The sequence below is a fragment of the Nocardia sp. NPDC060259 genome, from assembly GCF_042728775.1.
Taxonomy (GTDB): Bacteria; Actinomycetota; Actinomycetes; order Mycobacteriales; family Mycobacteriaceae; genus Nocardia.
On the sequence record NZ_JBHXAY010000003.1, the window covers coordinates 25967 to 48848 of the forward strand.

The window sequence follows — 22882 nt, forward strand, 5'->3', positions numbered from 1 at the left end:
CAAGATAGCGATGCCACGCTATCGTTCTCCACAACATCTAGCGCCGCTAGATTTCAGAGCAACACAAAACAGATCCAGGAGAACACCATGACCATCTCGCGCATCGCCACCGCCCTCTCCCTGGCCGGCGGGGCGTTCATCATCTACGTCGGCCTCAGCTACCTGATCGTCCCCGAAGCCACGGCAGCGGGCTTCGGCCTGCCTGCCTGGCCCGCGGGCGACGCGGTGGGCTTCCTGAACGTGAAAGGTGTGCGCGATGTGGCCACCGGCATCGTGATTCTCGCGCTGCTGGCCACCCGGCAACGCTTCGCGCTCGGCATCACGATGCTGGCGTTCGCGCTGATTCCGGTCGGCGACATGATCACGGTGCTGAGCTGGAACGGCTCCACCGCCACCGCGTTCGGCGTCCACGGCTTCACCGCGGCACTCGTCGCCCTCACCGGCGCCCTGCTGATCCGCGAACGCCGCACCACCACCGCCTCCGAACAGCGCGTCGCGGTCGCGGTGTGACTCCGCTCACCCCGGCGATGAATTCCGCGCGGCCCCATCGTCATCACCCATAACGAGCATCCACCGAGGAGAAACCACCATGGCGAACGCACCGCACGGCCCCGCGTCCTATTTCCCCACCATCGAGGCCAAGTACGGCCGCACCGTGGACGAGTGGCTCGCCCTCCTCGGCGCGACCGAACAGACCAAGCACGCCGCCCTGGTCACCTGGCTCAAGACCGAGCACGGCATGGGCCACGGCCACGCCACCGCCCTGGTGCAGTACCACCTGAACCCGGAGAAGTGGGCGCGCGCCTGATCCCACACACCCCGAAAGGCCCCGCAGACGCTGCGGGGCCTTTCGCGTAGTCACTGCACCGGAACGGGTTTCGGCTCGAGCGCCGGGGCGTCGACCGGGTGGTCGTCGACCATCGTCTCCTCGTCGAAGGGCAGTTCCCGATCGAGGACGCGGCGGGTGCGGTCGGCATCGACAGTCTTGGTCCAGGTGCCGATGAGCAGGGTCGCCACCGCATTGCCCGAGAAGTTGGTCAGCGCACGGGCTTCGGACATGAAACGGTCGATGCCGACGATCAGGCCGACACCGTCGAGCAGTTCGGGACGGTGGCTCTGCAGGCCGCCGGCGAGCGTGGCCAGGCCGGCGCCGGTGACGCCCGCCGCGCCCTTGGACGCGATGATCATGAACAGCAGCAGCCCGATCTGCTCGCCCAGGCTCAGCGGCTTACCCATCGCGTCGGCGATGAAGATCGACGCCATCGTCAGATAGATCGCGGTCCCGTCGAGGTTGAACGAATACCCGGTCGGCACAACGACACCCACGGTCGTGCGCTCGACACCGGCGTGCTCCATCTTCGCGACCAGGCGCGGCAGTGCCGATTCCGAGGACGAGGTCGCCACGATCAGCAGGTATTCACGCGCCAGGTACCGGCACAGTTTCAGGATCGACACCCCCGAGACCACCCGCAGCACGACGCCGAGCACGCCGAAGACGAAGACCAGGCAGGTCAGGTAGAACGCGATCATCAGCGTCGCCAGCTGAACCACCGCCGACCAGCCGGTCCGGCCGACCACATTGGCGATCGCGCCGAACGCGCCGATCGGGGCCAGCCACAGGATCATCGACAGGATTCGGAACACCAGTTTCTGGCCGAGCGCGACGGCCCGCAGGATCGGCGTGCCCGCCTCGCCCATCGCCTGCACCGCGAACCCGACCAGCAGCGCGACGAACAGCGCCTGCAGCACACTGCCCGCGGTCAGCGAGGACACCAGGGTGGTCGGCACGATGTTCTGGATGAAGTCCCAGGTGCCGCCGGCGCCGTGCGCCTGCTCGGCGTACTTGGTGCCCGCCCCCACACTGCCCGCGCCGAGTCCGGTCCCCGGTTCGATCAGGTTGCCGACGACGAGACCGATACCGAGCGCGACGGTCGACATCGCCAGGAAGTAGGCGATGGCCAGGCCGCCGACCTTGCCGACGGTGGCTGCCGCGCGCACCGATCCGATGCCGAGCACGATCGTGCAGAAGATGACGGGTGCGATCATCATCTTGATCAGGTTCACGAACAGGGTGCCGAGCGGCGCCAGCGACTGACCGAATTCCGGCGCGAGCCGGCCGACCAGGATGCCCGCAAAGACCGCGAAGATCACCGCGATGTACAGCCAGTGGGTATGGTCGCGTTTCCGCGATGATGCGGTGGTTGTGCTCATGGCGTCCAAGCATGCGCAACCGCTGTGATACCCATCACATTTGGTGCATAACGTTCAAGATGAGGTCGGAGGGTCAGGGATGCGACGAGTGCGGCTGTCGCTCGCCGGGCAGGCCTTCGTCTGGCAGCTGGTTGTGCTGGCGCTGATGATCGGCACCGGGGCCATCCTGGCCGTCTTCGACGCCCGTCACGACCACGATGTGGCCACCGAACTGCAGGTCCGCGACGTGGCTGTCTCCGTGGCACGGGCGCCGTCGACGCTGGCCGCGGTGAACTCCCCCTACCCCAGCGGGCTGCTGCAACCGACCACCGAGCGGATCCGCGCCGACACCGGCATGGACTTCATCGTCGTGATGGCCCCGGACCGCACGCGCTACACCCACACCAATCCCGCGATGATCGGCAAGCCGTTCTCCGGCAGCATCGACGCCGCGCTGGCCGGGCAGACGTTCACCGAGACCTTCACCGGCACGCTCGGACCCTCGATCCGCGCGGTCACCCCGGTCTATGACAGCGGCCGCGTGGTCGCGCTGGTCTCGGCGGGGGTCACCCGCGCCAGGATCGGCACCCAGGTCGCGTCGCAGGTGCCGGTGATCCTGAGTGTCTCCGCGGCGGGTCTGGCGCTGGCCGCGCTGTCGTCGTTCCTGATCAGCCGCAGGCTGCGCCGCCAGACCCACGGCCTTGCGCCCGACGAACTGCGCGCGCTCTACGAACACCACGACGCGGTGCTGCACTCCGTGCACGAGGGCCTGGTGGTGTTCGGGTCGGGTCCCGGGCCTGCCGAGGTGGTCAACGATCAGGCGCGCACACTGCTCGACCTGCCCGACGGGCCGGTGCATCGCAGCGACCTGCCGACCTCGCTGCGGCAGATGCGCTGGGGCGTCGTGCGCGACGAGACGCACGTGACCACCGATCGGGTGCTGCTGGTCAACCAGGACGTGGTCAGCTGGGAGGGCCGCCCGATCGGCACCGTGCTCACCATCCGCGACCAGACCGAACTGCGCGCGGTCCTCGGCGAACTCGACTCGGTCCGCGGTTTCGCCGAGTCGCTGCGGGCGCAGGCGCACGAGGCGGCGAACCGGCTGCACACCGTTGTCACGATGGTCGAGCTGGGCCGTCCGGAGGAGGCCGTCGCCTTCGCCACCGCGGAGTTGCAGCTCTCGCAGGTCCTCATCGACCGGCTGCTGGCCGCGGTCGGTGACGCGGCGCTGGCCGCGCTGCTGCTTGGCAAGGTCGATCAGGCGGCCGAGCGCGGGGTGAGCCTGGCCATCAGCGAGGACACCGCGCTGGACTCCACCGATCCCCTCTCGGCGCACGAGGCCGTCACCCTGGTCGGCAATCTCGTCGACAACGCGATCGACGCCGCCGCCGGCACCGTCGACAAGCGGGTGGAGGTGTCGGTCTGCCACCGTGACGGCGAACTGCTGGTGCGGGTCGCCGACAGCGGACCCGGCATGTCGGCACAAATGTTCGTGCGCGCCGCCGAACGCGGCTACACCACCAAATCCGACCACGCCGGACTCGGCTTGGCACTCGTGCACCGCCTCGTCGATCGGCACGGCGGCGCCATCACCACCACGGCCGCACCACACAGCGCGGTCATCGTTCGCATTCCGCTGAGGGAGAAACAATGATCCGCGTCCTGATCGTCGAGGACGAACCGCTGATCGCCCAGGCACATCGGGCCTATCTCGAGCGGCTCGACGGATTCGTCACCGGCGGTGTCGCGCACACCGGTCGCGACGCGCTCGGCCTGGCCGCCGAGGCGATCGCCGACGGCAGGCCGTTCCACCTGGTGCTGATGGATATCGGCCTGCCCGACATCAGCGGACTCGAGGTGGCCGCCGCGCTCAACAGTCTCGAACCGCGTCCCGACGTCATCGCGATCACCTCGGCCCGCGAGCTGAACATGGTGCGCAGCGCCGTCGCCCACGGCGTGGTGCTCTACCTGCTCAAGCCCTTCACCTTCGCCGCGTTCCGCGAAAAGCTGGAGCGCTACCGCGATTTCGACACCGCGCTGCCCGCGGGCGAGGCGGCCCTGTCGCAGTACGACATCGACCGCGCCCTCGGCGCGCTACGTACCGCCGATCAGCGGGCCGGCGCACCGAAAGGCGTTGTGCAGCACACTCTCGAGGAGGTGTCCCGCGCGGTGCGCTCGGCCGAAGCGGGCATCACCGCGACCGACGCGGCGGCCGCCGTCGGCGTCTCCCGCATCACCGCCTGGCGCTACCTGGAGAAACTCGCCGACGACGGCTTGGCCGAGCGCCGAGCCGATTACGGCCGCGCGGGTCGGCCCAAAACCCGCTACCGCTGGCGCGCGGGGGCGTAGCCGATCTCAGCTACCCGACTCGCGGCGATCGAGTACACCAAGTGGTCGACATCGCCGGTCTCGGCGATCGCCGCTACTTCGTCCGGTTCTATGACACTCCGGTCTGGTCCGTGGTCGACATGGCAAAACTGGACTTCGACCAGGCTGGAGTGACCGCTGTCGACACCAGGGCGAACTGGTTGGTCGACGAGACACCGTCAGCCTGACCGCCTGCGCCGAAGCGACTGATCGACTTTCGTCGGGGGGAGGGCGGGTCCCATCGGTCGTGCCTGGCTTTGGTCCCCGAGCTGCAGCAAGGGGTAACAGCCCGCAGTGAACTCCCTTGGGCCGCAGTACTGTTCAACCTCAGCCGCTATCATGTTCCAAGATCGTAGGGGGCAAGATGGCCGATGAAACACCACCATTGCAGGCAACACCGGCGGAACTCACCGCAGCCGCAACCGCAGTACGGACCTTGCTCGATGGGATGGTGTCGGGGTTCAAAGCCCTCGATTCAGATGTCACGTCACTGACCGATACGTGGACGGGCAGACAGGGCGAACAGTTCGCCGCGGGGTTCGCCGAGGTTCGTGAGGGGCTCTCCGAACTGCTGGACGCCATCCGCGACACAACGGTTGCTCTGGACGACACGGCCGAGGCCTACCTCGGTCAGGAGGGCGCGAACGCGGCGGCCATCGAAGCCGTTGCCTGGCAACTGAATCTATCCGATGTCTCATAGCGTGAACCTGGCGCAACTCGACTCCGTCATCGCCCGGATGCAAGGCTTCGAGGGGTTCTTCGACGACCAGATCGAGGCATTCGACACCGCGATCAGCAAGCTACAGACCGGTTGGGAAGGTGAGGCGGCAACTTCCCAGGAAGCCGCGCACACCCGGTTGATGGCGGCGGCGAAGGAGATTCGCGAAGGAGTGGAAATGATGCGGCGCGCCGCACAAGCCGCACACTCCAACTACACCCAGGCCATTGCCGCCAACGTCGCGATGTGGCGAAGCTGACGGCGCGTGAGCGAGCTCGATGTCGACCCGGAGTTGTTCTACGACCTCTCCGGTCAGTACAGCGTGGCCAGTCGTGCGGCGAGCACGGCGCTCAGCACCATGGACCGTGAGCTACGGAGTGCGGAGAACATGGCGGGCAACGACCCATGCGGGGTCAGTTGGGGACGCGGATACTTCACGAGCGGTATCGAGGCTACGGTCACGGCGGGCAGAGCGACCGAGGTACTCGAGAAGATGGCGCTGTTGGTCCGGCAGAGCGGCATCAACCATGACCAGTCCGAAAACGCGGAAGACTACAACAGCGGCAAACAGTTGCCCCCGTCGGACCCAGGATCCAAGACCTTCATCTGTCGCCCGTTGAAGTCACCCAAGGGTGGAAGCCGCGCCAAACCAGCTGCCTGGGATCTCGTCATGTCACCCGAGATCTGGTTCGACGGCAATGCCGCGCTGATGGCACAGGTCGCCACAAGCTGGCTCAACGCAGCATCGGTCTACGGCACGCTCGACACCGAGATCCGAAAGAAGATGCAGACTCTCGACGGCTCGAAGACCGATGAGCTTCCCGACATCAAAGACGCGCACAACTCGGTGGTAGGCGCGGTCGACACACTCAGTGACGCCATGCGCAATATTTCCGGCGCGGTCGACGGATACGCGACAACACTGAAGGATGTGCAGGAATACTCCGAGTTGCAGCTCACCCTGCTCGCCAGCGCCCTCGGCGCCGATGTACTCGGCGCGCTCATCGGCGGACGGCCGGTAACACCTCTCGCCAAAAAACTCGCCGAGACGGAAATCGACGTTACCCGCGATCGCATCCAGACTGCGATGAAGGCTCTTACCCAAGCTGAAGCGCTGAGCACGGGTACGTTCACCGCCGCGTCGGGAACGGTCCGGTTTGTGATGACCTCCCAGTTTCAGCCGTTGTTGAACAAGCAGTTGAAAACCCCACCGCCGCCGGCCAGTTCGGGAACTACCCGCCGGAACAGGCTCGAAGGCGAGAAAGCCGAGGTGCGCGCCGGAATCGACCCGATGAAAAAGAAGGAGTCGATCGTCGGCGATTCGGGCAAACGGCGAACGCCAGATGATCTCGATCATGGTCAGCGGCGGCTCACCGAGGTCAAGAATGTGCAAACCCAAGGCATGACCGACCAGATCAGGGATGAACTAGCATACTGCGATCAGTACGGATACGAGTTCGTTCTCATCACTGACAACAACACCAAGCTGACCGCTGAGATGCAGAGCCTGGTCAACCAAGGCAAGATCAAACACGTGAAGATGGATTTCCAAAGTTGACGCCTACCGATGACCGCGCAGGAACCGCGCTGCTCGACGAGTACCGACGCGCGGGCGGCTACGCCCGAACCATATTCGAGCTTCCCGACAAACCGGTCGACACAAAGATCATCGATGTGCTCTCCGCTTGGCTTGTCGACCTCGAAACCCGCTGGCCCGGTGAAGAAACCAGTGGACGTGAAATGGCGCGGCTCATGATCACCAGGGCACTCGGCACCAAGGAATGCCGTAAGTCGGTGGCGGTACCGGCGCTGATTTCCCAATTCGACCATGCCAAACAACTCAGCGAGCGGACTCGATGGGCGGCAGGCAACGCACTGTACGACATTCCGGCCGGAAAGGAACACTTTGACGCCCTGGCAGCCATCGCCGCCGACCGCGGCTTCGGCCGCAGTCGCGGCATGATCGTGACCTGGCTCGGAAAATCACGTCACCCCGATGCAACCGCCGTCGCCCTCAGCCTGATCGACGACGAATCCGTCGAAGGCAATGCGCTGGAAGCTTTGGCGAAGATGCGAGTGCAAGGCGCGCGCAACCAGATCGAGCCATTCCTGAGTTCAGGAAAGCCCCGCATTCGCCAGCTCGCGAAACGAATCCTCGATCACGACCAGAGCTGACGCGGCAGCAATCTCACCACACCGCGCGGACCGCGGTGTGGCCTTCCAACGCTTCGGCCTCGAGTTCCCCCCTGGCGAGTCGGTAGGGTTCGAGCACGCCGATCGCGATCCCGTGGGCATGCTCGAGATGGACCTCGATACCACTGGACGCGGTCTCCGGCAGCGCTACGTCGGTAACCACGGCGGCCGCACGTAGCTCGCCCCGCATCTGTGCCAGCGCGCCGAAGATCATCGTCTTCGCCTGCCGGGCATCCGGCGCGTCGACATCCACCACTCTTACGCCGCCCTCGAGATCGACAACCAGGCCGAACGGGAAGAACTCCCCCCGCTCCCGCAGATGCCCCTCCGCCAATGTCAAGGCGGAATCGAGGAGGTTGTCCACGTCGTCCTGTACCGGCTGGGGTGTACTGTCGCGCCACGACATTCGCGATTCCTCTTCCTGCTCCATCGAATGGTGACCGCACGCGGATGCGAATCCAGGATCCGGACAGTGGCCACCGCGTACACCGCCATATCTCGGCGAGCGATTCCTAGCGCCCTGAGGCTAGCCGAACGACGTCCGCGATGCCTCCTTCGACGAAGACCGATGCCGAGCCCGGATCGGGTCGGCACCGCAGGTGCTGGCGGCCTTGCGCAACACCGCGATCAGCCTGTCCCGGCTGGCGGGTCATACCAACGTCGCCGCGGCCTTACGGCACTACACAAACGACCTCAACCGACGCTTCGAACTGATCTCGACCTGCTGAATGACGACTTTGACGGAACCCTGGTTGCGCACGAACTTGGCGGGCCGGGCACACCCAGACTCGTTGCGGTGCCGTGGTGACTTCGATGAAGCGGGATCGGTCGGGCTGGCGCTGCACGGAGTAGGTCGGGACGTGGCGGGCAAGTCAGGACAGGCGCGCGGCATCGGCCAGACCGTCGGGTGCTTTCGTCCGGGCGACCGGGCCCAGGTCGACCGGCATGTGCTCGAAACCGTGCAGGGTGAACAGGTTTCGGCGGGTCGGCTCTCCGCGCAGGCGCAGGTCGGGGTAGCGGGTGTAGAGGGCGCGCAGGGCGTGGACGGCTTCCATGCGGGCCAGGCTCGCGCCGAGGCAGGCGTGGATGCCGCTGCTGAAGGCCACGTGTTCGCGCAGGTTCGGGCGGTCGATGTCGAAGCGGTGTGGGTCGGGGAAGACCGCGGGATCGCGGTTGGCGCCAGCCAGCGACAGGATGACGGTGGCGCCCTCGCGAATCGTGACACCGTCGATCTCGATATCCTCGAGCGCCTGGCGCGCCGTGGTCTGCACCGGCGGATCGAAGCGCAGGGTCTCCTCCACCACATCGGACCAGCGGTCGGGATCGGCCTGGGCGATCGCGAGCTGATCCGGGTTCGCCGACAGCGCCGCGATCGCATTGCCGATCAGGTTGACCGTCGTCTCGAAACCGGCGCCCATCAGCAGGCTCGCACCGGCCTGCAATTCGCGCAGATCGAGATCACCCGAGCTCACCAGGGTCGACAGGATGTCCTCGCCGGGTTCCCGGCGCAGCTTCGCGATGTGGGCGGCCAGGTACTCGTCCATCGACTCGATCGCGGCCATCGCGCCACGGTAGGACCGCCACGAGGTACCGATGTCGAGCAGCGGCGTCACCCGGTCACCCCAGCGCAGGAACAGTTCCCGGTCGGACGCGGGGAAGCCGAGCATCTCGGCGATGATCGCGATCGGCACCCTGGCCGCGAAATCGGTGATCAGGTCGACCGATCCGTGCGCGGGCATCGCGTCGAGCAGTTCGGCGGTGACCACCTCCACCCGATCACGCAGCCGGGCGATGGCGCGCGGGGTGAACGCCGAGGACACGGGCTTGCGCATCCTGGTGTGCTCGGGCGGATCGAGGACCAGCATCGACGGCGGCTCGACCGGATTGGGCGGCACCGTCACCCGCTCGGCGAGCTTGCGCCACGGCCCTGGCAGCTCGCCGCCGAGCGCCTGCCGCACACCGAATCGGGTGTCGCGCAGGATGCCCCGCACCTGCGGGTGATCGAAGGCGGCATAGGACAGCGGAGTCCGGAGCAAACCACCGGGCTCGCGCAGTTCGTCGATCAGCGGGTAGGGGTCGTGCAGACCGCGCTGCCCGCTGAGCAGGACGGCGAACGGGTCACCCCGCCGGACCTGCCAGCGCAGGATCGCCCGCGGCGCTCCGTGCTCGGCTGACCATCGCAACCAGTACTGCGCAATCATCGCCACCCCTGCCGCTCTGCCGAAAGGTGTCCTCCACGGTACGGACTTTTCGAGCGGCGCGGAACGTGTTCCAGTCGGAGATCGACCTATACCTGGGTAGGAGACCCGGCGGGGTCAGCGCCGGACCGTCACCCGTTCGGTGGCGGCCCGATGCTCGACCGCGGCGGGATCGGGATTGACGACCTGTACCAGCGAGGCACCGGCGAACAACACCGCGATATACCCGTCGATCAGCTCCTGCACGGTCTCCCACGGCGAGCTCGACAACACCCGATCACCTGCGGAGATATCCTGCAGCGCGGCAGATCTGCGCGCCTGGGCGAGCACCTCGCCGACCGAGAGCCCGTCGAGCGCCGCCCGGAATCCGCCGGGCAGGAACTGGTCGCCGTGCACGCGCACCGCGCTCGCGAAATCGGTGACGCCGACCGGCAGGTCGCGCACGGGCGAGCCCATGGCGTCCAGCGACAGCACCGCCACCTCGCCGACACCGTCGGCGTCGTCGAGCCGGTCGGGGGTGACCAGCGCGAGGTCGGCGTCGGGATCGGGCGTGAGCACCACTTCCGTGCCTGCCCACCAGCAGCCGAGCAGCACCGCGGCGGTCTGCCAGTGCGCGGGCAGCAGCACCGCGACCCTCGCGCCGGGGCTGAGCGCGAACTCGTCACGGATCAGGTTGGCCGTCTTGGCGGCCCAGTTGGCCAGCGTCAAGCCGGACAGTTCGATGCGGGCGCCGGTGGCGTCGTCGTACCAGGTGACGCGCGGACCGGCGGGGTCGCGTTCGAGAATCGGGTCGAGGAGGGCGTCGGTGAGGGTCGAGTTCGGCTCAACCATGGGTCAGTTCACGCATTTCGGTCCGTTCTGGCCTGCATCGATCGGCGGGGCTGGCGGTACTGGCGTCGCGGTCGCCGAGGATGTTCCGTCGAAATCGAACATGCCTGCCGCGGCCGAGCCCGGACCAGAATAGTCGCTCGCCAGCACCACGCTCACGGTATCCGCCGACAGTGACGGATCCGCGACCACGGTGAGACCGCCGAGTGCCTCGGCCACCGCGACAGCCTTCGGATTCTCGGCGTCGAGAGCGAGCACCCGGCTCGAACTGACGCTGCCACCTGTGTAATTGCCCACCAGACCCTCGCGGAAACCCTTGCCCGTCAACGCCGTCGACACCTTGGCGGCCAGCCCGGCGGTTCCGCCCGCGTTGAACACGCTCACCGAGACCGTCGACGGGTCGACCTCCGGATTGTCGTCCGACTCCTTCTTCTCTCCGACGAGCCCGGCGACATAGTCCTGCACCGCCTTCGGCTCGACCCGCACGACCGATTCGCCCGCCGAGGTCATGCTGTTGAGATCGGCGACCGGGATGGTCTCGAATTCCACCTTGCCGCCGGACAAGTCCTTGAGCTGCTGCAGGAAGGCCAGCACATCCCAGTCCTCGTCGAGCACGACGGTCCGGCCGACCGCCTCGCTGATCTCGCCGAGCTTGCCCGGATTCGCCAGCACCTTCGCATCGAGCAACTGGCCGACCAGCTGGGCCATGAACACCTGCTGACGCACGATCCGGTCGATGTCGCCGCGCTGCAGCCCGTGGCGCTGGCGCACGAAGCTCAACGCCTGCCCACCGTCGAGGCGCTGCTTCCCGGCCGGGAAGTCGGCGCCCGACATCCATTCGTCGACCGCGTTGTTCAGGCACACCTCGACGCCGCCGACGGTATCGGTGAGCAGCACGAAGCCGAGCAGGCTCACCTCGGCGTAGTGATCGACGGTGATGCCGGTGAGCGAGGCCACCGACTTGATCAGCGCCTGCCTGCCCGCCTTCGTCGAATCCCGTTCGGCGTCGGCCTCGGAACCGCCCTTGGCCAGCAGCTTCGCGCGTTCGGTCTCCTTGGTGGCGCCGTAGGCGGAGTTGATCTTGCCTTTGCCCTGGCCGGGAATGTCGACGTAGGAGTCGCGCGGGATCGAGATCGCGGTGGCCGAGCGGCCGTCGTTGGGGACACGGACCAGCACGATGGTGTCGGTGTTGGTACCGACCTCGTCGCCCGCGTGCAGCAGCTTGCGTTCGGCGGAGGTCAGCGGATTGCCGTGGGCGTCGGTGCGGCTGTCGACGCCGACCAGCAGGATGTCGACCGCGCCGTCGCGGCCGCCGCCGAGACCGAGCCCGCCGATGCGGTCGATATTGGCGATCAGATTGTCGACACTGCGCCACGCGAAGCCGGTGAGGGCAAGCACCAGGACCGCCGCGATCGCCACCATCATCTGCGCCGGGCCGACCGCACCGGTCTGCGTGGCGACCGTGGGTGGTCGTGTCGACTCTCGCACTCGTGCATCCTCTCGACGAACTCCGCGCCCGGCTCCGAATCTCCCCCGGCCATCCCGCCATCTCGTACACCTGGGCTCGTCCGCCGCAACCGGCCATCACAGGCTAACCAACAGTTACCACAGTCGAGCCGAACCGCAGGTGCCACGGCGTGCCAGACTGGCCGCGTGTACACCGATTTCCCCGCCCCCGCTCGCCTGATCGTAACCGGAGCGCGCGGGCTGCTGGGGCGAGAGATCCTGCGGCTCGCCCCCGATGCCGCGGGCTACGGCAGGGCCGAGCTCGACATCACCGACCGCGCCGCCGTCGACGCGGTCCTCACCCCGGGCGCGGTGCTGATCAACTGCGCGGCCTACACCGCGGTCGACGCCGCCGAGTCCGACCGCGACGCCGCCTTCGCCGCCAATGCCACCGGTCCCGCCGTCCTCGCCGCCGCCTGCGCCGCCGCGGGCGCCCGGCTGATCCACGTGTCGACCGACTACGTCTTCCCCGGCACCGCCGACACCCCCTATGAACCCGGCGATCCCACCGGTCCCGCGACGGTCTACGGGCAGTCGAAGCTGGCGGGCGAGCAAGCCGTGCTCGCGCTCGGCGGCCAGGTCGTGCGCACCGCCTGGGTGTACTCCGGTGTCGAGGGGGATTTCGTCGCGACCATGCGCAGGCTGGAAGCCGAACGCGACACCGTCACCGTCGTCGACGACCAGGTCGGCTCCCCCACCAGCGCCGCCGACCTGGCCGCCGCGCTGCTCGAACTGAGCACCCGCCCCGACGCACCGCAGGTGTTGCACGCCACCAATTCCGGCACCGCCACCTGGTTCGACCTGGCTGTAGCCGTTTTCACCGAGCTCGGCGCCGATCCGGCCAGGGTGCTGCCGTGTGCTTCGAGCGCCTTCCCCAGACCCGCACCGCGCCCGCCCTATTCGGTGCTGTCCCCCGCGACGTGGAACGCGGCCGGGCTCACCCCGCTGCGGGCTTGGCGTTCCGCACTAGCCGACGCGCTACAGCGCGTGTCCGGCTAGGCTGCGCAGTCGTGAACGCAGCCGATTCCGCGGCCCCTGCGGGCCTTGCCGTCGTCACGGTGACTTATTCACCGGGCGAGCACCTCGAGCACTTCATCACCACCCTGGCCGATGCCACCAGCGAGAAGCCGCAGGTGATCCTGGCCGACAACGGCTCGACCGACGGCGTGCCCGAGCTCGTCGCCGAGGCCAACTCACACGTGCGGCTGCTGCGGACCGGCGGCAACATCGGCTACGGCGGCGCCATCAACCGGGCCGTCGCCGAGATCGACCCGTCGATCGAGTTCGTGATCCTGGCCAACCCGGACATCCGCTGGGGCGTCGACTCCATCGACAAGATGCTCGAGGCCGCCGAGCGCTGGCCGCGCGCCGGCGCGTTCGGGCCGATGGTCCGTGAGCCCGACGGCAGCGTCTACCCGTCCGCGCGCCGCGTCCCCGGCCTCGCCGACGGCGCGGGCCACGCGATCCTGGGCGCGATCTGGCCGAAGAATCCGTGGTCGGTGCGCTACCGCCAGGAGAACGAGGAGATCGCCGAGCGGGTGGTCGGCTGGCTGTCCGGCTCGTGTCTGCTGGTGCGCCGGGCCGCGTTCGACACCATCGACGGCTTCGACTCGCGCTACTTCATGTACATGGAGGACGTGGACTTCGGCGACCGCATGGGCAAGGCGGGCTGGCACAACGTGTTCGTCCCCGACGCCGAGGTCACCCACGCCAAGGGCCACGCCGCGGGCAAACACCCCGAACTGATGCTGCCCGCCCACCACGCCAGCGCCTACCGCTTCCAGGCCGACCGGCATCCGCACTGGTGGCAGGCGCCGTTGCGGGGCGCGCTGCGCGCCGGACTTGCGGTTCGCTCCCGGATTGCGGTTCGATCGGCCCTGCGCGAGAAAGCGCGAACCGGCGCCTGAGCAGGTACCGGTCCACTGTGAACAGGGGAAACTCGATGGCAGGCAACTCAGGCACCGACGCGGTCATCCTCGTCGGCGGACAGGGCACGCGGCTGCGTCCGCTCACCCTCTCGGCGCCCAAGCCGATGCTGCCGACGGCCGGGCTGCCGTTCCTGACCCACCTGCTGGCCCGCATCGCCGAGGCCGGGATCACCCACGTGGTGCTTGGCACCTCGTTCAAGGCCGAGGTGTTCGAAGAACACTTCGGTGACGGCTCCGAGCTGGGGCTCGAGCTCGAGTACGTCACCGAGACCGAGCCGCTCGGCACCGGTGGCGGTATCCGCAACGTGCTGCCCAAGCTGCGCGCGGACAACGTGATGGTGTTCAACGGCGACGTGCTCGGCGGCACCGACCTCGGCGCGATCCTCGACACCCACGAGTCGACCAACGCCGACGTCACCCTGCACCTGGTCCGGGTCAGCGACCCGCGCGCCTTCGGTTGCGTGCCGACCGACGCCGACGGCCGGGTCACCGCGTTCCTGGAGAAGACCCAGGATCCGCCGACCGACCAGATCAACGCGGGTTGCTACGTGTTCCGCCGCGAGTACATCGAGAAGATCCCGACCGGTCGCCCGGTCTCGGTGGAGCGCGAGGTCTTCCCCGCGCTGCTGGCCGAGGGCGCGCGGTTGCAGGGCCATGTCGACGCCTCCTACTGGCGTGACATGGGTACCCCGGAGGACTTCGTGCGCGGCTCGGCCGACCTGGTCCGCGGCATCGCCCCCTCGCCCGCACTGCCTGGTCAGCGTGGCGAGTCGCTGGTCCATCCCGGTGCCGGGGTTGCGCCGGGCGCGCTGCTCATCGGCGGCACCGTGGTCGGGCGTGGCGCCGAGATCGGTGCGGGCGCGCGACTGGACGGCGCGGTCATCTTCGACGGCGCGGTCGTCGAGGCGGGCGCGACCGTGGAACGCTCGATCGTCGGGTTCGGCGCCCGGATCGGTCCGCGCGCGCTGGTGCGCGACGGCGTGATCGGTGACGGCGCCAATATCGGCGCGCGCTGCGAACTGCTGCGCGGAGCTCGGGTCTGGCCGGGCGTGGAGATCCCCGACGGCGGCATCCGCTTCTCCACCGACGTCTGATCTGCTCGACGCGGAGCCGCCACCGGACATCCGGTAGCGGCTCCGCGGTGTCTCCACTGGGAGTAAAACCGCCTGGCCGGAGGGCGATCAGGCAGTCGACGACGCAGGCGCGACGTGCGGACGGACCGCGAACCGGGTCGCAATCCAGGCAACCTCGGTGCGTTCCGTCGCGACGGCGTCGATCAGCGCGACCACTGCGGTGGGCTCGATGCCCGGGACAAGCCCATAGCATCCGAGGAGCAGACGAACGGCGACCCACGCGGTCATCTTGTTGCCCTCGGTGAATGGCTGATCACGGATGACCGATTGGAAGACCGCCGCGGCCTTCAGCTCCGGTGTGGGGTACGCCTCGCGACCCAGCACGATCTGGTCCGCACGCGTCGCGGCCGCGGCGACCAGCCCCAGATCACGAATCGCACCGCTCCCCTCGGTGACTCGCTGGTTGCATTTGATCAGCGCTTCTGGACGCACTACTCGATTCCCCGGATCAGCGCGAGCAGATCCGCATCCTCGTTCATGACGCGATCCAGAATGGCATCCTCCTTGCGGCTGAGCGCACGCAAGGCGACCCATTCTCGGAGGGCATCGCAAATCACACTGTTGAGCGACATGTGCGCCGCGTCGGCTTCAGCCGCGGCGACGGCATGCAGGTCGTCGGGTAGCCGCAGATTCAGATTCGACATAGCACCAATTTAGCACCATCCGTGTGATCGGCCGCGTGCCTAGACTCGCCCTCGCGCGGTGGCTGGGCGCGCTCGGTGCGCCGATCCTGGGTCTGCTCGGCTAGGCGGGATCAGCTGAAGCCGACGGCTTGGTCGCCCCAGGCCGTGTGCAGGTCGGCGTCGGGATTGTCGACGACGCGGTCGATGGTGTCGATGAGCAGGGTGGTGCGGGCGGCGGGCAGGTAGTGCGGCCAGTGTTTGGAGCCGTCCAGTGCCGCGGGCACGCCGTGTTCGGCGAAGGCGAGCCAGCGGCGCTGCATGCGGCCCGACACCGCGACCGAGGCCTTGCGGCCGCCGAGCCAGAACGTCGGATCGTGGTTCAGGGTGCCGAAATTACCGAAGACGTACGGCAATTCGGTGGCGTGCCCGGCACCGACGCGCGCCGCCTTCAACATCGGGGTGGCGTAGTCGAAGCGGTACATCCAGGTCGGTGAGTGCTGGGCGTGGCCCTCGGCGACCCAGGCGGCGGGCATCCGGAAGGCGGCGTCGGTGGACATGGCCAGCGCCCCACGGGTTTTCGTGAGGTCGGGGTAGGCGGAGGTGATCTCGGCGATCCGTTCCGGCGACATCTCCGGATGCGAGGCGGCGACATCGTTGAGCATCGCGTTCACCGCGTCGGGAGTCACCGGCATGATCGGTGACCGCAGCACGCGAAACAGCGAGGCCTCGTCGCGGTTGGTGCCGATCAGCAGCGGCACCCGGTGCGAGAGTCCCTGCTGGAAGCGGTCGATCGGATAGCCGGGCAGCAGGTCACCGTCGACGACCGGCGCCGCCGCGAGCCTGCCCGGCTCCTTGATCGGTACCTCGTCCAGCAGCACCGCACCGACCTCGACGAGCTGCTCGATCGGCAGTTCGAGCAGCCGTTCCGCTTCACCAGGGCCGAGTTCGAGCAGTTCGAGATAGCGCTGGGCGACGACGGCGGCACGTTCCTGCCCGAAAACGGTGGTGGCCGGCGGGCTCTGGGCGATCGCCTTGTGGAACAACCCGGCCGCGGCGGGCGAGGTGAGCAGGGCGGTGACGCAGCCGGCGCCCGAGGACTCACCGAACACCGTGATATTGCCCGGATCACCACCGAACGCGGCGATATTGTCGCGCACCCAGGCCAGCGCGGCCAGCTGATCGTGCAGGCCCAGATTCGGGGTGAACGGCGCACCGAACGAGGACAGGTCGAGGAAGCCGAGCACCCCGATCCGGTAGTTCACCGAGACCACGACCACGTCGCCCGCTTCGGCCAGTCTGCGCCCGTCGTAGATGGTCTGGGCGGCAGTGCCGAGGCAGTACGCGCCGCCGTGCAGCCACACCATCACCGGCCGCGGTTCGTCGTCGCTCGGCTCCGGTCGCGGCGACCAGACATTCACCCACAGACAGTCCTCGCCCATGGCCAGATCGGAGTCGACCGGCACCATCGAGCCCATGGCCTGCGGCGCGATATCACCGAAGACGACGCAGTCGCGCACGCCGTCCCAGCGCGGCGGGGGCTGCGGCAGGCTGAACCGGGCCGGTCCGGCAGGCGCCGCGGCGTAGGGGACGCTGCGCCACACGGCGACCGGCCCGTCCCAGGTCCCGCTGACGATTCCGTACTCGGTTCGCGCCAGCGGTTCGGCCTCGTGCGTCCGCACGTCGGGGTCGAGATCGGACTGAATGCTCATCGCACACCTCCTAGCCGGCGCGACCCCACGGGTGCCTGTGTATTTGCTCCCGCAGGCCGCAGCACCTGGTGACTCTTTTCGAGAGTACGTCCGCTCGCCCCGGACGGCCTCCCAACGCACCATTCCGGCTGGTAACAGTTACTTCGTGGACACATGCGAAACTCCCCCTCCGACGCACGGGCGCACCGGTCACACTGTGATTTCAGCCACAGGCACGACCCAGAGCACCGATCGGGCGCGGTCATCCTCCAGCACCCAGACCCCACTCGCACGACACCTCATCGAGATAGCTGGAAGTATGCCGATACAGGCAGCCCGCGACGACGGCCCGACTGCCTACACTGTGCCGATGCCGAACTACAGCTTCCGGTGTCGCTCCTGCGGCGACACGTTCGAGGTGAACCGGCCGATGGCCCAGGCTTCGGATCCGGCCGCTTGCCCCGCCGGGCACGACGACACGGTCAAATTGCTGACCACATTCGGGACCGTGGGGCGCGGTGCCGCACCAGCGCCGGTCGCGGCACCCCGGCCCGCCGGTGGCGGCTGCTGCGGTGGGGGCGGCTGCTGCTGAGGTCAGTTGCCTTGGCCCGCAAGGGTATCGGCGATGCGCTGTAGCGCGTCGGCGATCCGGTCGCCGGACAGTGCCAGATCCTCGTCGAGCAGGGATTGGACGAGCAGACCGGTGAACATCGCGTGCATCAGTGCGCCCGCGTCGACACCGATGTCGTCGGCGCCGAGGCCGAGCACCGAGGCCACCGCGGGTCTGGTGCGACGGAAACCATCGATGAGCCGCTCGGCGACGACCGGGTCGTGCTGCGCGCGGCCGAGCGCCACGACATAGGCACGGGCCAGGCCCTCGTGTTCGCCACGCGAGGCGTCGGCCGCGTCGACAGCGCGCCGGAAGCGGTCGGCCGGATCGGCGCCCGCGCGCACGACGCTCGCCCGCGTGGCTATCTCGTCCAGCCAGCGATCGAGGCCCGCGACAACGGCTGCGGTCACCAATGCGTCCTTCGAGCCGAAGTGATAGCCGATGGACGCCAGGTTCGCGCCCGATTCGGCGGCGACCGCGCGGGCGGAGACCTGATCGACCGGCATCCGCGCCAGACAGCGCAACGCACCCTCGAGCAAGGCGGTGCGGTTACTCGGTTGCGGGCTCATGCTTCGACCCTAGAACGAATCTATACAAACGTATAGAATCGAGGAGACCTATCCGCTCGTGGAAGAAGACGCGCCATGACCGTCGCGCGTATCGTGGTCGCCTTGCTGCTGGCCGCCCTGCTCGTCTACTCGGCCCGTGCGAAATTGTCGGGGAAGCCCGAGGTCGTGGCGGCCTACGCCAGGGTCGGGGTCGAACGGCGAAGACTTCCGCTGCTCGCGGCCGTGCTGTTCGCGGCGGCGGGTGGTCTGGTGGCCGGATTGTGGTGGACGCCGCTGGGTCTGGCCGCTGCACTCGGCCTGGTGGTCTACTTCGTCCTCGCGCTGATCGCGCATGCCATCCACCGCGATCTCGGCCATGCCGGACCGCCCGCGGTCATTCTGGGACTGTCGGTCGCCTGCGCCGTCCTGTTCGCCTGAGGTTCAGTCGCGCCGGTCGACGTGGCCGAGATCGCGGTCGGGGGCGATGCGGTCGCGGACGCGCTGCTTGAGGACGGCGATATCGGGAAAACCGCCGTCCGCCTTGCGTTCCCACAGCTGCTCGCCGTCGAGGGTGATCCGGAAGATGCCGCCCTGACCGGGTACCAGCGCCACCTCGCCGAGTTCGGTGGCGAAGGTAGTCAGCAGTTCCTGTGCCATCCAGCTCGCGCGCAGCAGCCAGCGGCATTGGGTGCAGTATTCGATCGCGATCCTGGGCACGAGGTCAGTGTGTCAGGCCTGGAAGGTGCCGTCGAGGTACACCCACGCGCCGTCGACGCGGACGAAGGTGCTCAGCTCGTGCATCGCGTCGCGCACGCCGTCCAGCTTGTAGTGGGCGATGAACTCGACGGTGCCGTTGTCGTCGAACGGGCCGCCGCGCTGGGCACCGACGATCTCCAGGAACAGCCACCGCTGGCCGGGGTCGAGCTCCAGGTCGGCGGGACGGGTGTTCGGGTGCCACGACCGCAGCAGGTAGTCGGTGTCGCCGACGACGTAGGCGGTGTAGCGCGAGCGCATCAGGGTCTCGGCGGTCGGCGCGGGTCGCGTGCCTGCCAGGATCGGTCCGCAGCACAGGTCGAACGGCTCGCCGCGGCGACACGGACACGGTTTCGCTTCACCCATGCCGGTCATCCTGCCGGGTCGCGGCGTCCGCCGCCCACGCGGGCTCAGCCGAAGGGCTGGTGCGCCAGCGGCACCAGCTCGAGCGACCTGGCGAGGTCGGCGGTCTGATCGCGCCAGCGCCGCAGATCGGTGACGCTGGGCGCCATCTCGTAGTCGAGGTGGTGCGCCGCCCGGGACAGCGCGGCCCACAGCGCGCCGACCTGTCCCGCGGTCTCCGGGCCCGCGTAGACGCGCAAGGCGAGCAGCTGTGCCCGCATCGGACACCGCATGAGTTCCGGGGCGATCTGCGCCCACAGTTCGTCGACGGCCTGCTCCAGCGCGAGCCGCAGAATCCACGCGACCGCCCGCGACCAGACGCCACCGGCGTCGGAGACGGCGCCGGACAGGAGATGTTCGGCAGCCTCGAGCCGTTCGGATACCGAGGGGCGAGGCGTGTATTTCGCGCGTCGTTGCCTGTTCCGGTGGTTCACCGGGACTCCTCCGAAGCACCAGCGGAGCTGGTCCCCGCCGTAGCCGACTTGCCACCGCGCCCCGTGGAAGTGCGGTTACCACACCGCACGGCTGTTCCACCCCGGCTCATGAGCGGACCGCGGCGGGCTCGTGGGCGCGCAACCAGGCGATGAATCGTTCGGTGTCGCTGATCAATTCGCGCATCGGACGGTCGATCGGCACGTGCGCGCCCGCGGTGGCGTCGCGCAGGACGCCGACCAGCCAGCGGCCGCCGACCGCGCTCAAGTGCTTGTTGAGGTCGTCGACGCGGGCGCCGGGGCCCATGATCGCGAGGGTGAGCATGGCGCGGGTGGTGTGGGCGTTGCGCACACGACGTTCCACTTCGGCGTGGTCGAGGCCGGTGGCGAGCAGTTCGTGGCGGGCCTTCGCCAGGCCTGCCGCTTCGATCGCGGATCGGCAGCACGTGGCGACCAGTTCGTCGGCGATGGCGGGCGGCAGCTGGGGCGTGCGCAGCAGGGAGCGGGCGTCGTCGAGGTAGCGGCGGACCGGATCGCCGGTCACCCTGACTTCGACGATGGAGCGTTCGCGGCGCTGGACCTCGAGCACCGTGGCATCGAGCTGCATGCGGCGCACCGCCTCGGCGAGCCGCTCGTCGTGGGTGAACACCACCACCTGCCGGGTGATCGCCACCTCGGCGAGCACCCTGGCCAGCCCGTCGACCTTCGCCGGGTCCATCGCCTGAACGGGATCGTCGATCATGACGAAGCGGAACGGGCTGTGCGCCATCGTCGCTCGTGGCAGGAACAGCGACAGTCCGAGCGCGTGCAGCTCACCCTGGCTCATCACCCCGAGCGCCGCGCCGTCCACCTCGTCGACGGTGACATCGAGCAGCACCCGCCGCGCCGTCCCCGCGCTGCCCTGCAGCCGGATCGCGCCGAGCTCCACATTGCTCTGCTGCCGCAGCGTGCTCCACACCCACCTGGCAGTGCTTTCCAACGGCCGCATCCGCTCGCCCCGGATCGTCGCTGTCGCCGATTTGAGCCAGTCGGCCGCCTTCTTCACCACGCGCAGTTCGGCCGCGTCGGCGGACACGGCGCGAGCGGGATCGAGCCAGGCGAGAATGCGCGGGACCAGCGGCGACCACACCGAGTCGAGCCGCGCGAGTTCGGTACGCGTAGCACGGTGCAGAGCTGCGAGTTCGGCGGAAAGGTCGGTATGCGTGGCACGGATACGCCCGGGAACCCCGTCGTCGTAGTCGGCCACACCGAGCTCGGCCCACACCGACCACAGACGCCGAACCGCCGCATGCCGCGCCAGTTCGGCGGGTAGGCGGGAGGTGAGCGAGCGGGTGGCCGCCAGGGCCGCGTCGAACTCGGTACGAGCGGAACGCAAGGCGGCGAGGTGGGCACTGCGCTGGGTGATTTCGGCGTCGGCGGCGGTGAGCCAGGCAGGGTCGAGGTCGCCGCGGCCGCAGACGGGGCACGGGCAGGTTTCGACGGCGGTGACGTGATCTCGTGCGCGGGTGAGTAATTCGAGGACGCGGAGATCGGACTCGGCGTCGGTGGTTGCGTGTCGCGACAGGTCAGCGGCCGCATCGGCGAGGCGGTCCACCGTCGCCGCGACCTGGGCAGTGTCGGGCAGGGTCAGGCGCAGGATCGCCCGCAGTCCGTCGGGGCCGTCGACGCCGAGCACCGAGCCCGCCACCGCGGCCGCCACCGCGTCGAGGTCGGGTTCGGGGGCACGCAGCAGGTCGGCGACGCGGCGGGCGCGGTCGTCGTCGACATCGGCGAGTTCGGCCAGCAGGTCGGTTCTGGATTGGCGCGAATCCCGCACGGCGCGTTCGAGTTCCAGTTTGCGCAGACGGATGTGTTCGGCGGCGGCGGCGAGTTCGTCGAGGCCGAGCAGCCGGTGCAGTGCGTCGAACAGGTCGCTCGGTTTGCCGTCGACCAGTGCGCCCAGTTCGCTGTAGGACAGGAACGGCCGGTACAGGTCGAGGCGTTGCCGCCTGCTGCGTGGATCGATCGGGACCGGCCGGGCCGATCCGCGCTGCTCCGTCCAGTGCGCCTCACCCAGTTCGCTGCCGGGCGCCCACTGGGTGGCGACCGTGAGCTCGGTGTTCGCACCCGCGGTGAGCAGCCCGACCTCGATGCGGGCGAGATCGGGTTCGTGCAGGTTGCGCCACCCTTCGCGCCACGCGGTCGATCGGCCGTCCCAGCGCCGGTTTCCGCCGGTCAACGCGAATTCGGCGGCCTCGGCGAAGCTGGATTTGCCGCTGCCGTTGCGTCCGACCACCAGGGTGAGCCCAGGTCCCGGGTTCAGTCCCAGCGTGGCCGTCGGCCCTATTCCACGGAAACCGTGCACCGTGATCGAGCGCAGGAAGACGCCGGTATCACCGGAATCCGGTGCGGCCCTGTCGTCGTCGGCCTCGGACAGGGCGGCCAGCACGCACTCGGCGACCCGTGCTTCCACGGCGGGGTCGGCCGCGAGCTCGCGCGCGACCACCTCGGCGATCCGATCCGAGCACATGTGCGACATCCCCCTTCGCGCCCGCGCGCAACGCGGCGGCCGATGTGCCCGACCGACGAGATCCTCCTCGGCAAACGCTACCTGATCGCGGAGCGTTCGCCCAGGGGATGCGCAGCGCCCCAGCGAATCTGCCCGCGGGAGTGGAATGGCCATCGTGGTGCCGCGGCGGGCCCTCGATGTCCACCCCTCGCCCACCCCGGCGGGCAGCTCGATGAGGTGCTCACACCCGCGATACGCTGCGTTGAGCGGCGCGGGCG

The 22882-nt window shown here is 68.5% G+C and carries 27 protein-coding genes; 14 read left to right on the forward strand and 13 right to left on the reverse strand.

Annotated features, from left to right (window positions below; genetic code table 11):
- The first annotated feature begins 87 nt into the window (after positions 1–87).
- Together ACFWF2_RS02185 and ACFWF2_RS02190 are read left to right on the forward strand one after the other, a co-directional pair.
- Positions 88–510 carry a DUF4267 domain-containing protein gene (locus ACFWF2_RS02185; protein WP_379303690.1) on the forward strand — a complete coding sequence of 141 codons (423 nt, stop codon included), beginning with the start codon at positions 88–90 and terminating at the stop codon, positions 508–510.
- A gap of 79 nt (positions 511–589) precedes the next feature.
- Positions 590–808 carry a DUF4287 domain-containing protein gene (locus ACFWF2_RS02190; RefSeq protein WP_379303692.1) on the forward strand — a complete coding sequence of 73 codons (219 nt, stop codon included), beginning with the start codon at positions 590–592 and terminating at the stop codon, positions 806–808.
- 50 nt (positions 809–858) lie between these two features.
- On the opposite strand, the gene ACFWF2_RS02195 is transcribed toward ACFWF2_RS02190, so the two are convergent.
- The gene (locus ACFWF2_RS02195; RefSeq protein WP_379303694.1) at positions 859–2211 is read right to left on the reverse strand and encodes a cation:dicarboxylate symporter family transporter; all 1353 of its coding nucleotides are present in this window, start codon (positions 2209–2211) and stop codon (positions 859–861) included.
- Positions 2212–2290: 79 nt separating this feature from the next.
- On the opposite strand from ACFWF2_RS02195, the gene ACFWF2_RS02200 reads away from it, so the two are divergent.
- From ACFWF2_RS02200 to ACFWF2_RS02230, 7 genes are all read left to right on the forward strand, one after another.
- On the forward strand, positions 2291–3844 hold the full coding sequence (locus tag ACFWF2_RS02200; RefSeq protein ID WP_379303696.1) for an ATP-binding protein: 1554 nt from the start codon (positions 2291–2293) through the stop codon (positions 3842–3844).
- Positions 3841–4539, forward strand: a complete 699-nt coding sequence (locus ACFWF2_RS02205; RefSeq protein ID WP_189026580.1) for a response regulator — start codon at positions 3841–3843, stop codon at positions 4537–4539. The genes ACFWF2_RS02200 and ACFWF2_RS02205 overlap by 4 nt, the downstream gene beginning before the upstream one ends.
- 41 nt (positions 4540–4580) lie before the next feature.
- Positions 4581–4745 carry a hypothetical protein gene (locus tag ACFWF2_RS02210; protein ID WP_379303698.1) on the forward strand — a complete coding sequence of 55 codons (165 nt, stop codon included), beginning with the start codon at positions 4581–4583 and terminating at the stop codon, positions 4743–4745.
- A gap of 176 nt (positions 4746–4921) precedes the next feature.
- Positions 4922–5257 (forward strand): WXG100 family type VII secretion target, encoded by a 336-nt coding sequence (locus tag ACFWF2_RS02215; RefSeq protein WP_379303700.1) that lies wholly within the window; start codon positions 4922–4924, stop codon positions 5255–5257.
- Between the two features lies 1 nt (position 5258).
- On the forward strand, positions 5259–5534 hold the full coding sequence (locus tag ACFWF2_RS02220; RefSeq protein ID WP_379303702.1) for a WXG100 family type VII secretion target: 276 nt from the start codon (positions 5259–5261) through the stop codon (positions 5532–5534).
- A 6-nt stretch (positions 5535–5540) separates the two neighbouring features.
- On the forward strand, positions 5541–6833 hold the full coding sequence (locus tag ACFWF2_RS02225; protein ID WP_379303704.1) for a putative toxin: 1293 nt from the start codon (positions 5541–5543) through the stop codon (positions 6831–6833).
- Positions 6830–7450, forward strand: coding sequence for a HEAT repeat domain-containing protein (locus ACFWF2_RS02230; protein ID WP_379303706.1), 621 nt, complete (start codon positions 6830–6832; stop codon positions 7448–7450). The genes ACFWF2_RS02225 and ACFWF2_RS02230 overlap by 4 nt, the downstream gene beginning before the upstream one ends.
- A 13-nt stretch (positions 7451–7463) precedes the next feature.
- Here the strand turns inward: ACFWF2_RS02230 and ACFWF2_RS02235 are convergent, their stop codons facing one another.
- From ACFWF2_RS02235 to ACFWF2_RS02250, 4 genes are all read right to left on the reverse strand, one after another.
- Positions 7464–7898: a hypothetical protein gene (locus tag ACFWF2_RS02235; protein WP_379303708.1), complete on the reverse strand. Its 435-nt coding sequence runs from the start codon at positions 7896–7898 to the stop codon at positions 7464–7466.
- A 442-nt stretch (positions 7899–8340) separates the two neighbouring features.
- Entirely contained in the window at positions 8341–9669 is a 1329-nt protein-coding gene (locus ACFWF2_RS02240; protein WP_379303710.1) for a cytochrome P450, read from the reverse strand.
- Positions 9670–9783: 114 nt separating this feature from the next.
- Positions 9784–10497 (reverse strand): TIGR03089 family protein, encoded by a 714-nt coding sequence (locus ACFWF2_RS02245; protein ID WP_379303712.1) that lies wholly within the window; start codon positions 10495–10497, stop codon positions 9784–9786.
- A gap of 3 nt (positions 10498–10500) precedes the next feature.
- Positions 10501–11919, reverse strand: coding sequence for an LCP family protein (locus ACFWF2_RS02250; protein ID WP_379303952.1), 1419 nt, complete (start codon positions 11917–11919; stop codon positions 10501–10503).
- A gap of 228 nt (positions 11920–12147) precedes the next feature.
- Between ACFWF2_RS02250 and rfbD the strand changes: the two genes are divergently transcribed.
- From rfbD to ACFWF2_RS02265, 3 genes are read left to right on the forward strand one after another with little or no spacing between them, the layout of a single operon-like run.
- Entirely contained in the window at positions 12148–12999 is an 852-nt protein-coding gene (rfbD, locus tag ACFWF2_RS02255) for a dTDP-4-dehydrorhamnose reductase (protein ID WP_379303714.1), read from the forward strand.
- An 11-nt stretch (positions 13000–13010) separates the two neighbouring features.
- On the forward strand, positions 13011–13907 hold the full coding sequence (locus tag ACFWF2_RS02260; protein WP_378852908.1) for a glycosyltransferase family 2 protein: 897 nt from the start codon (positions 13011–13013) through the stop codon (positions 13905–13907).
- A 35-nt stretch (positions 13908–13942) separates the two neighbouring features.
- Positions 13943–15022, forward strand: coding sequence for a sugar phosphate nucleotidyltransferase (locus ACFWF2_RS02265; protein WP_379303717.1), 1080 nt, complete (start codon positions 13943–13945; stop codon positions 15020–15022).
- 87 nt (positions 15023–15109) lie between these two features.
- Here ACFWF2_RS02265 and ACFWF2_RS02270 read toward each other — a convergent pair whose 3' ends face one another.
- From ACFWF2_RS02270 to ACFWF2_RS02280, 3 genes are all read right to left on the reverse strand, one after another.
- Positions 15110–15493, reverse strand: coding sequence for a type II toxin-antitoxin system death-on-curing family toxin (locus tag ACFWF2_RS02270; RefSeq protein ID WP_379303719.1), 384 nt, complete (start codon positions 15491–15493; stop codon positions 15110–15112).
- The gene (locus ACFWF2_RS02275; RefSeq protein ID WP_379303721.1) at positions 15493–15705 is read right to left on the reverse strand and encodes a toxin-antitoxin system HicB family antitoxin; all 213 of its coding nucleotides are present in this window, start codon (positions 15703–15705) and stop codon (positions 15493–15495) included. Before ACFWF2_RS02275 ends, ACFWF2_RS02270 begins: the two co-directional genes overlap by 1 nt.
- 110 nt (positions 15706–15815) lie before the next feature.
- Positions 15816–17393 (reverse strand): carboxylesterase/lipase family protein, encoded by a 1578-nt coding sequence (locus tag ACFWF2_RS02280; RefSeq protein ID WP_379303723.1) that lies wholly within the window; start codon positions 17391–17393, stop codon positions 15816–15818.
- Between the two features lie 349 nt (positions 17394–17742).
- Here ACFWF2_RS02280 and ACFWF2_RS02285 point away from each other — a divergent pair, with 349 nt between their 5' ends.
- Positions 17743–17964 (forward strand): zinc ribbon domain-containing protein, encoded by a 222-nt coding sequence (locus ACFWF2_RS02285; RefSeq protein ID WP_189026561.1) that lies wholly within the window; start codon positions 17743–17745, stop codon positions 17962–17964.
- A 2-nt stretch (positions 17965–17966) separates the two neighbouring features.
- On the opposite strand, the gene ACFWF2_RS02290 is transcribed toward ACFWF2_RS02285, so the two are convergent.
- Positions 17967–18551 carry a TetR/AcrR family transcriptional regulator gene (locus ACFWF2_RS02290; protein ID WP_379303726.1) on the reverse strand — a complete coding sequence of 195 codons (585 nt, stop codon included), beginning with the start codon at positions 18549–18551 and terminating at the stop codon, positions 17967–17969.
- Positions 18552–18626: 75 nt separating this feature from the next.
- Here ACFWF2_RS02290 and ACFWF2_RS02295 point away from each other — a divergent pair, with 75 nt between their 5' ends.
- Positions 18627–18968 (forward strand): DoxX family protein, encoded by a 342-nt coding sequence (locus ACFWF2_RS02295; RefSeq protein WP_379303728.1) that lies wholly within the window; start codon positions 18627–18629, stop codon positions 18966–18968.
- 3 nt (positions 18969–18971) lie between these two features.
- On the opposite strand, the gene ACFWF2_RS02300 is transcribed toward ACFWF2_RS02295, so the two are convergent.
- The 4 genes from ACFWF2_RS02300 to ACFWF2_RS02315 form a co-directional block, all read right to left on the reverse strand.
- Positions 18972–19247, reverse strand: a complete 276-nt coding sequence (locus tag ACFWF2_RS02300; RefSeq protein ID WP_132369677.1) for a SelT/SelW/SelH family protein — start codon at positions 19245–19247, stop codon at positions 18972–18974.
- A gap of 12 nt (positions 19248–19259) precedes the next feature.
- A complete protein-coding gene (locus tag ACFWF2_RS02305) occupies positions 19260–19658 on the reverse strand; it encodes a YchJ family protein (RefSeq protein ID WP_379303730.1) in 399 nt (132 codons plus the stop codon).
- Between the two features lie 35 nt (positions 19659–19693).
- Positions 19694–20119: a hypothetical protein gene (locus ACFWF2_RS02310; protein ID WP_379303732.1), complete on the reverse strand. Its 426-nt coding sequence runs from the start codon at positions 20117–20119 to the stop codon at positions 19694–19696.
- 106 nt (positions 20120–20225) lie between these two features.
- Complete coding sequence (locus tag ACFWF2_RS02315) at positions 20226–22625, reverse strand: AAA family ATPase (protein ID WP_379303734.1); 2400 nt, start codon at positions 22623–22625, stop codon at positions 20226–20228.
- Positions 22626–22882: the final 257 nt, after the last annotated feature.

Coding starts and splice junctions, on each gene's coding strand:
- ACFWF2_RS02195 (WP_379303694.1), bottom strand. CDS start 2,211: ATGAGCACAACCACCGCATCATCGCGGAAACGCGACCATACCCACTGG.
- ACFWF2_RS02200 (WP_379303696.1), top strand. CDS start 2,291: ATGCGACGAGTGCGGCTGTCGCTCGCCGGGCAGGCCTTCGTCTGGCAG.
- ACFWF2_RS02190 (WP_379303692.1), top strand. CDS start 590: ATGGCGAACGCACCGCACGGCCCCGCGTCCTATTTCCCCACCATCGAG.
- ACFWF2_RS02315 (WP_379303734.1), bottom strand. CDS start 22,625: ATGTGCTCGGATCGGATCGCCGAGGTGGTCGCGCGCGAGCTCGCGGCC.
- ACFWF2_RS02240 (WP_379303710.1), bottom strand. CDS start 9,669: ATGATTGCGCAGTACTGGTTGCGATGGTCAGCCGAGCACGGAGCGCCG.
- ACFWF2_RS02265 (WP_379303717.1), top strand. CDS start 13,943: ATGGCAGGCAACTCAGGCACCGACGCGGTCATCCTCGTCGGCGGACAG.
- ACFWF2_RS02290 (WP_379303726.1), bottom strand. CDS start 18,551: ATGAGCCCGCAACCGAGTAACCGCACCGCCTTGCTCGAGGGTGCGTTG.
- ACFWF2_RS02305 (WP_379303730.1), bottom strand. CDS start 19,658: ATGACCGGCATGGGTGAAGCGAAACCGTGTCCGTGTCGCCGCGGCGAG.
- ACFWF2_RS02250 (WP_379303952.1), bottom strand. CDS start 11,919: ATGATGGTGGCGATCGCGGCGGTCCTGGTGCTTGCCCTCACCGGCTTC.
- ACFWF2_RS02295 (WP_379303728.1), top strand. CDS start 18,627: ATGACCGTCGCGCGTATCGTGGTCGCCTTGCTGCTGGCCGCCCTGCTC.
- ACFWF2_RS02245 (WP_379303712.1), bottom strand. CDS start 10,497: ATGGTTGAGCCGAACTCGACCCTCACCGACGCCCTCCTCGACCCGATT.
- ACFWF2_RS02185 (WP_379303690.1), top strand. CDS start 88: ATGACCATCTCGCGCATCGCCACCGCCCTCTCCCTGGCCGGCGGGGCG.
- ACFWF2_RS02285 (WP_189026561.1), top strand. CDS start 17,743: ATGCCGAACTACAGCTTCCGGTGTCGCTCCTGCGGCGACACGTTCGAG.
- ACFWF2_RS02280 (WP_379303723.1), bottom strand. CDS start 17,393: ATGAGCATTCAGTCCGATCTCGACCCCGACGTGCGGACGCACGAGGCC.
- ACFWF2_RS02235 (WP_379303708.1), bottom strand. CDS start 7,898: ATGGAGCAGGAAGAGGAATCGCGAATGTCGTGGCGCGACAGTACACCC.
- ACFWF2_RS02205 (WP_189026580.1), top strand. CDS start 3,841: ATGATCCGCGTCCTGATCGTCGAGGACGAACCGCTGATCGCCCAGGCA.
- ACFWF2_RS02215 (WP_379303700.1), top strand. CDS start 4,922: ATGGCCGATGAAACACCACCATTGCAGGCAACACCGGCGGAACTCACC.
- ACFWF2_RS02275 (WP_379303721.1), bottom strand. CDS start 15,705: ATGTCGAATCTGAATCTGCGGCTACCCGACGACCTGCATGCCGTCGCC.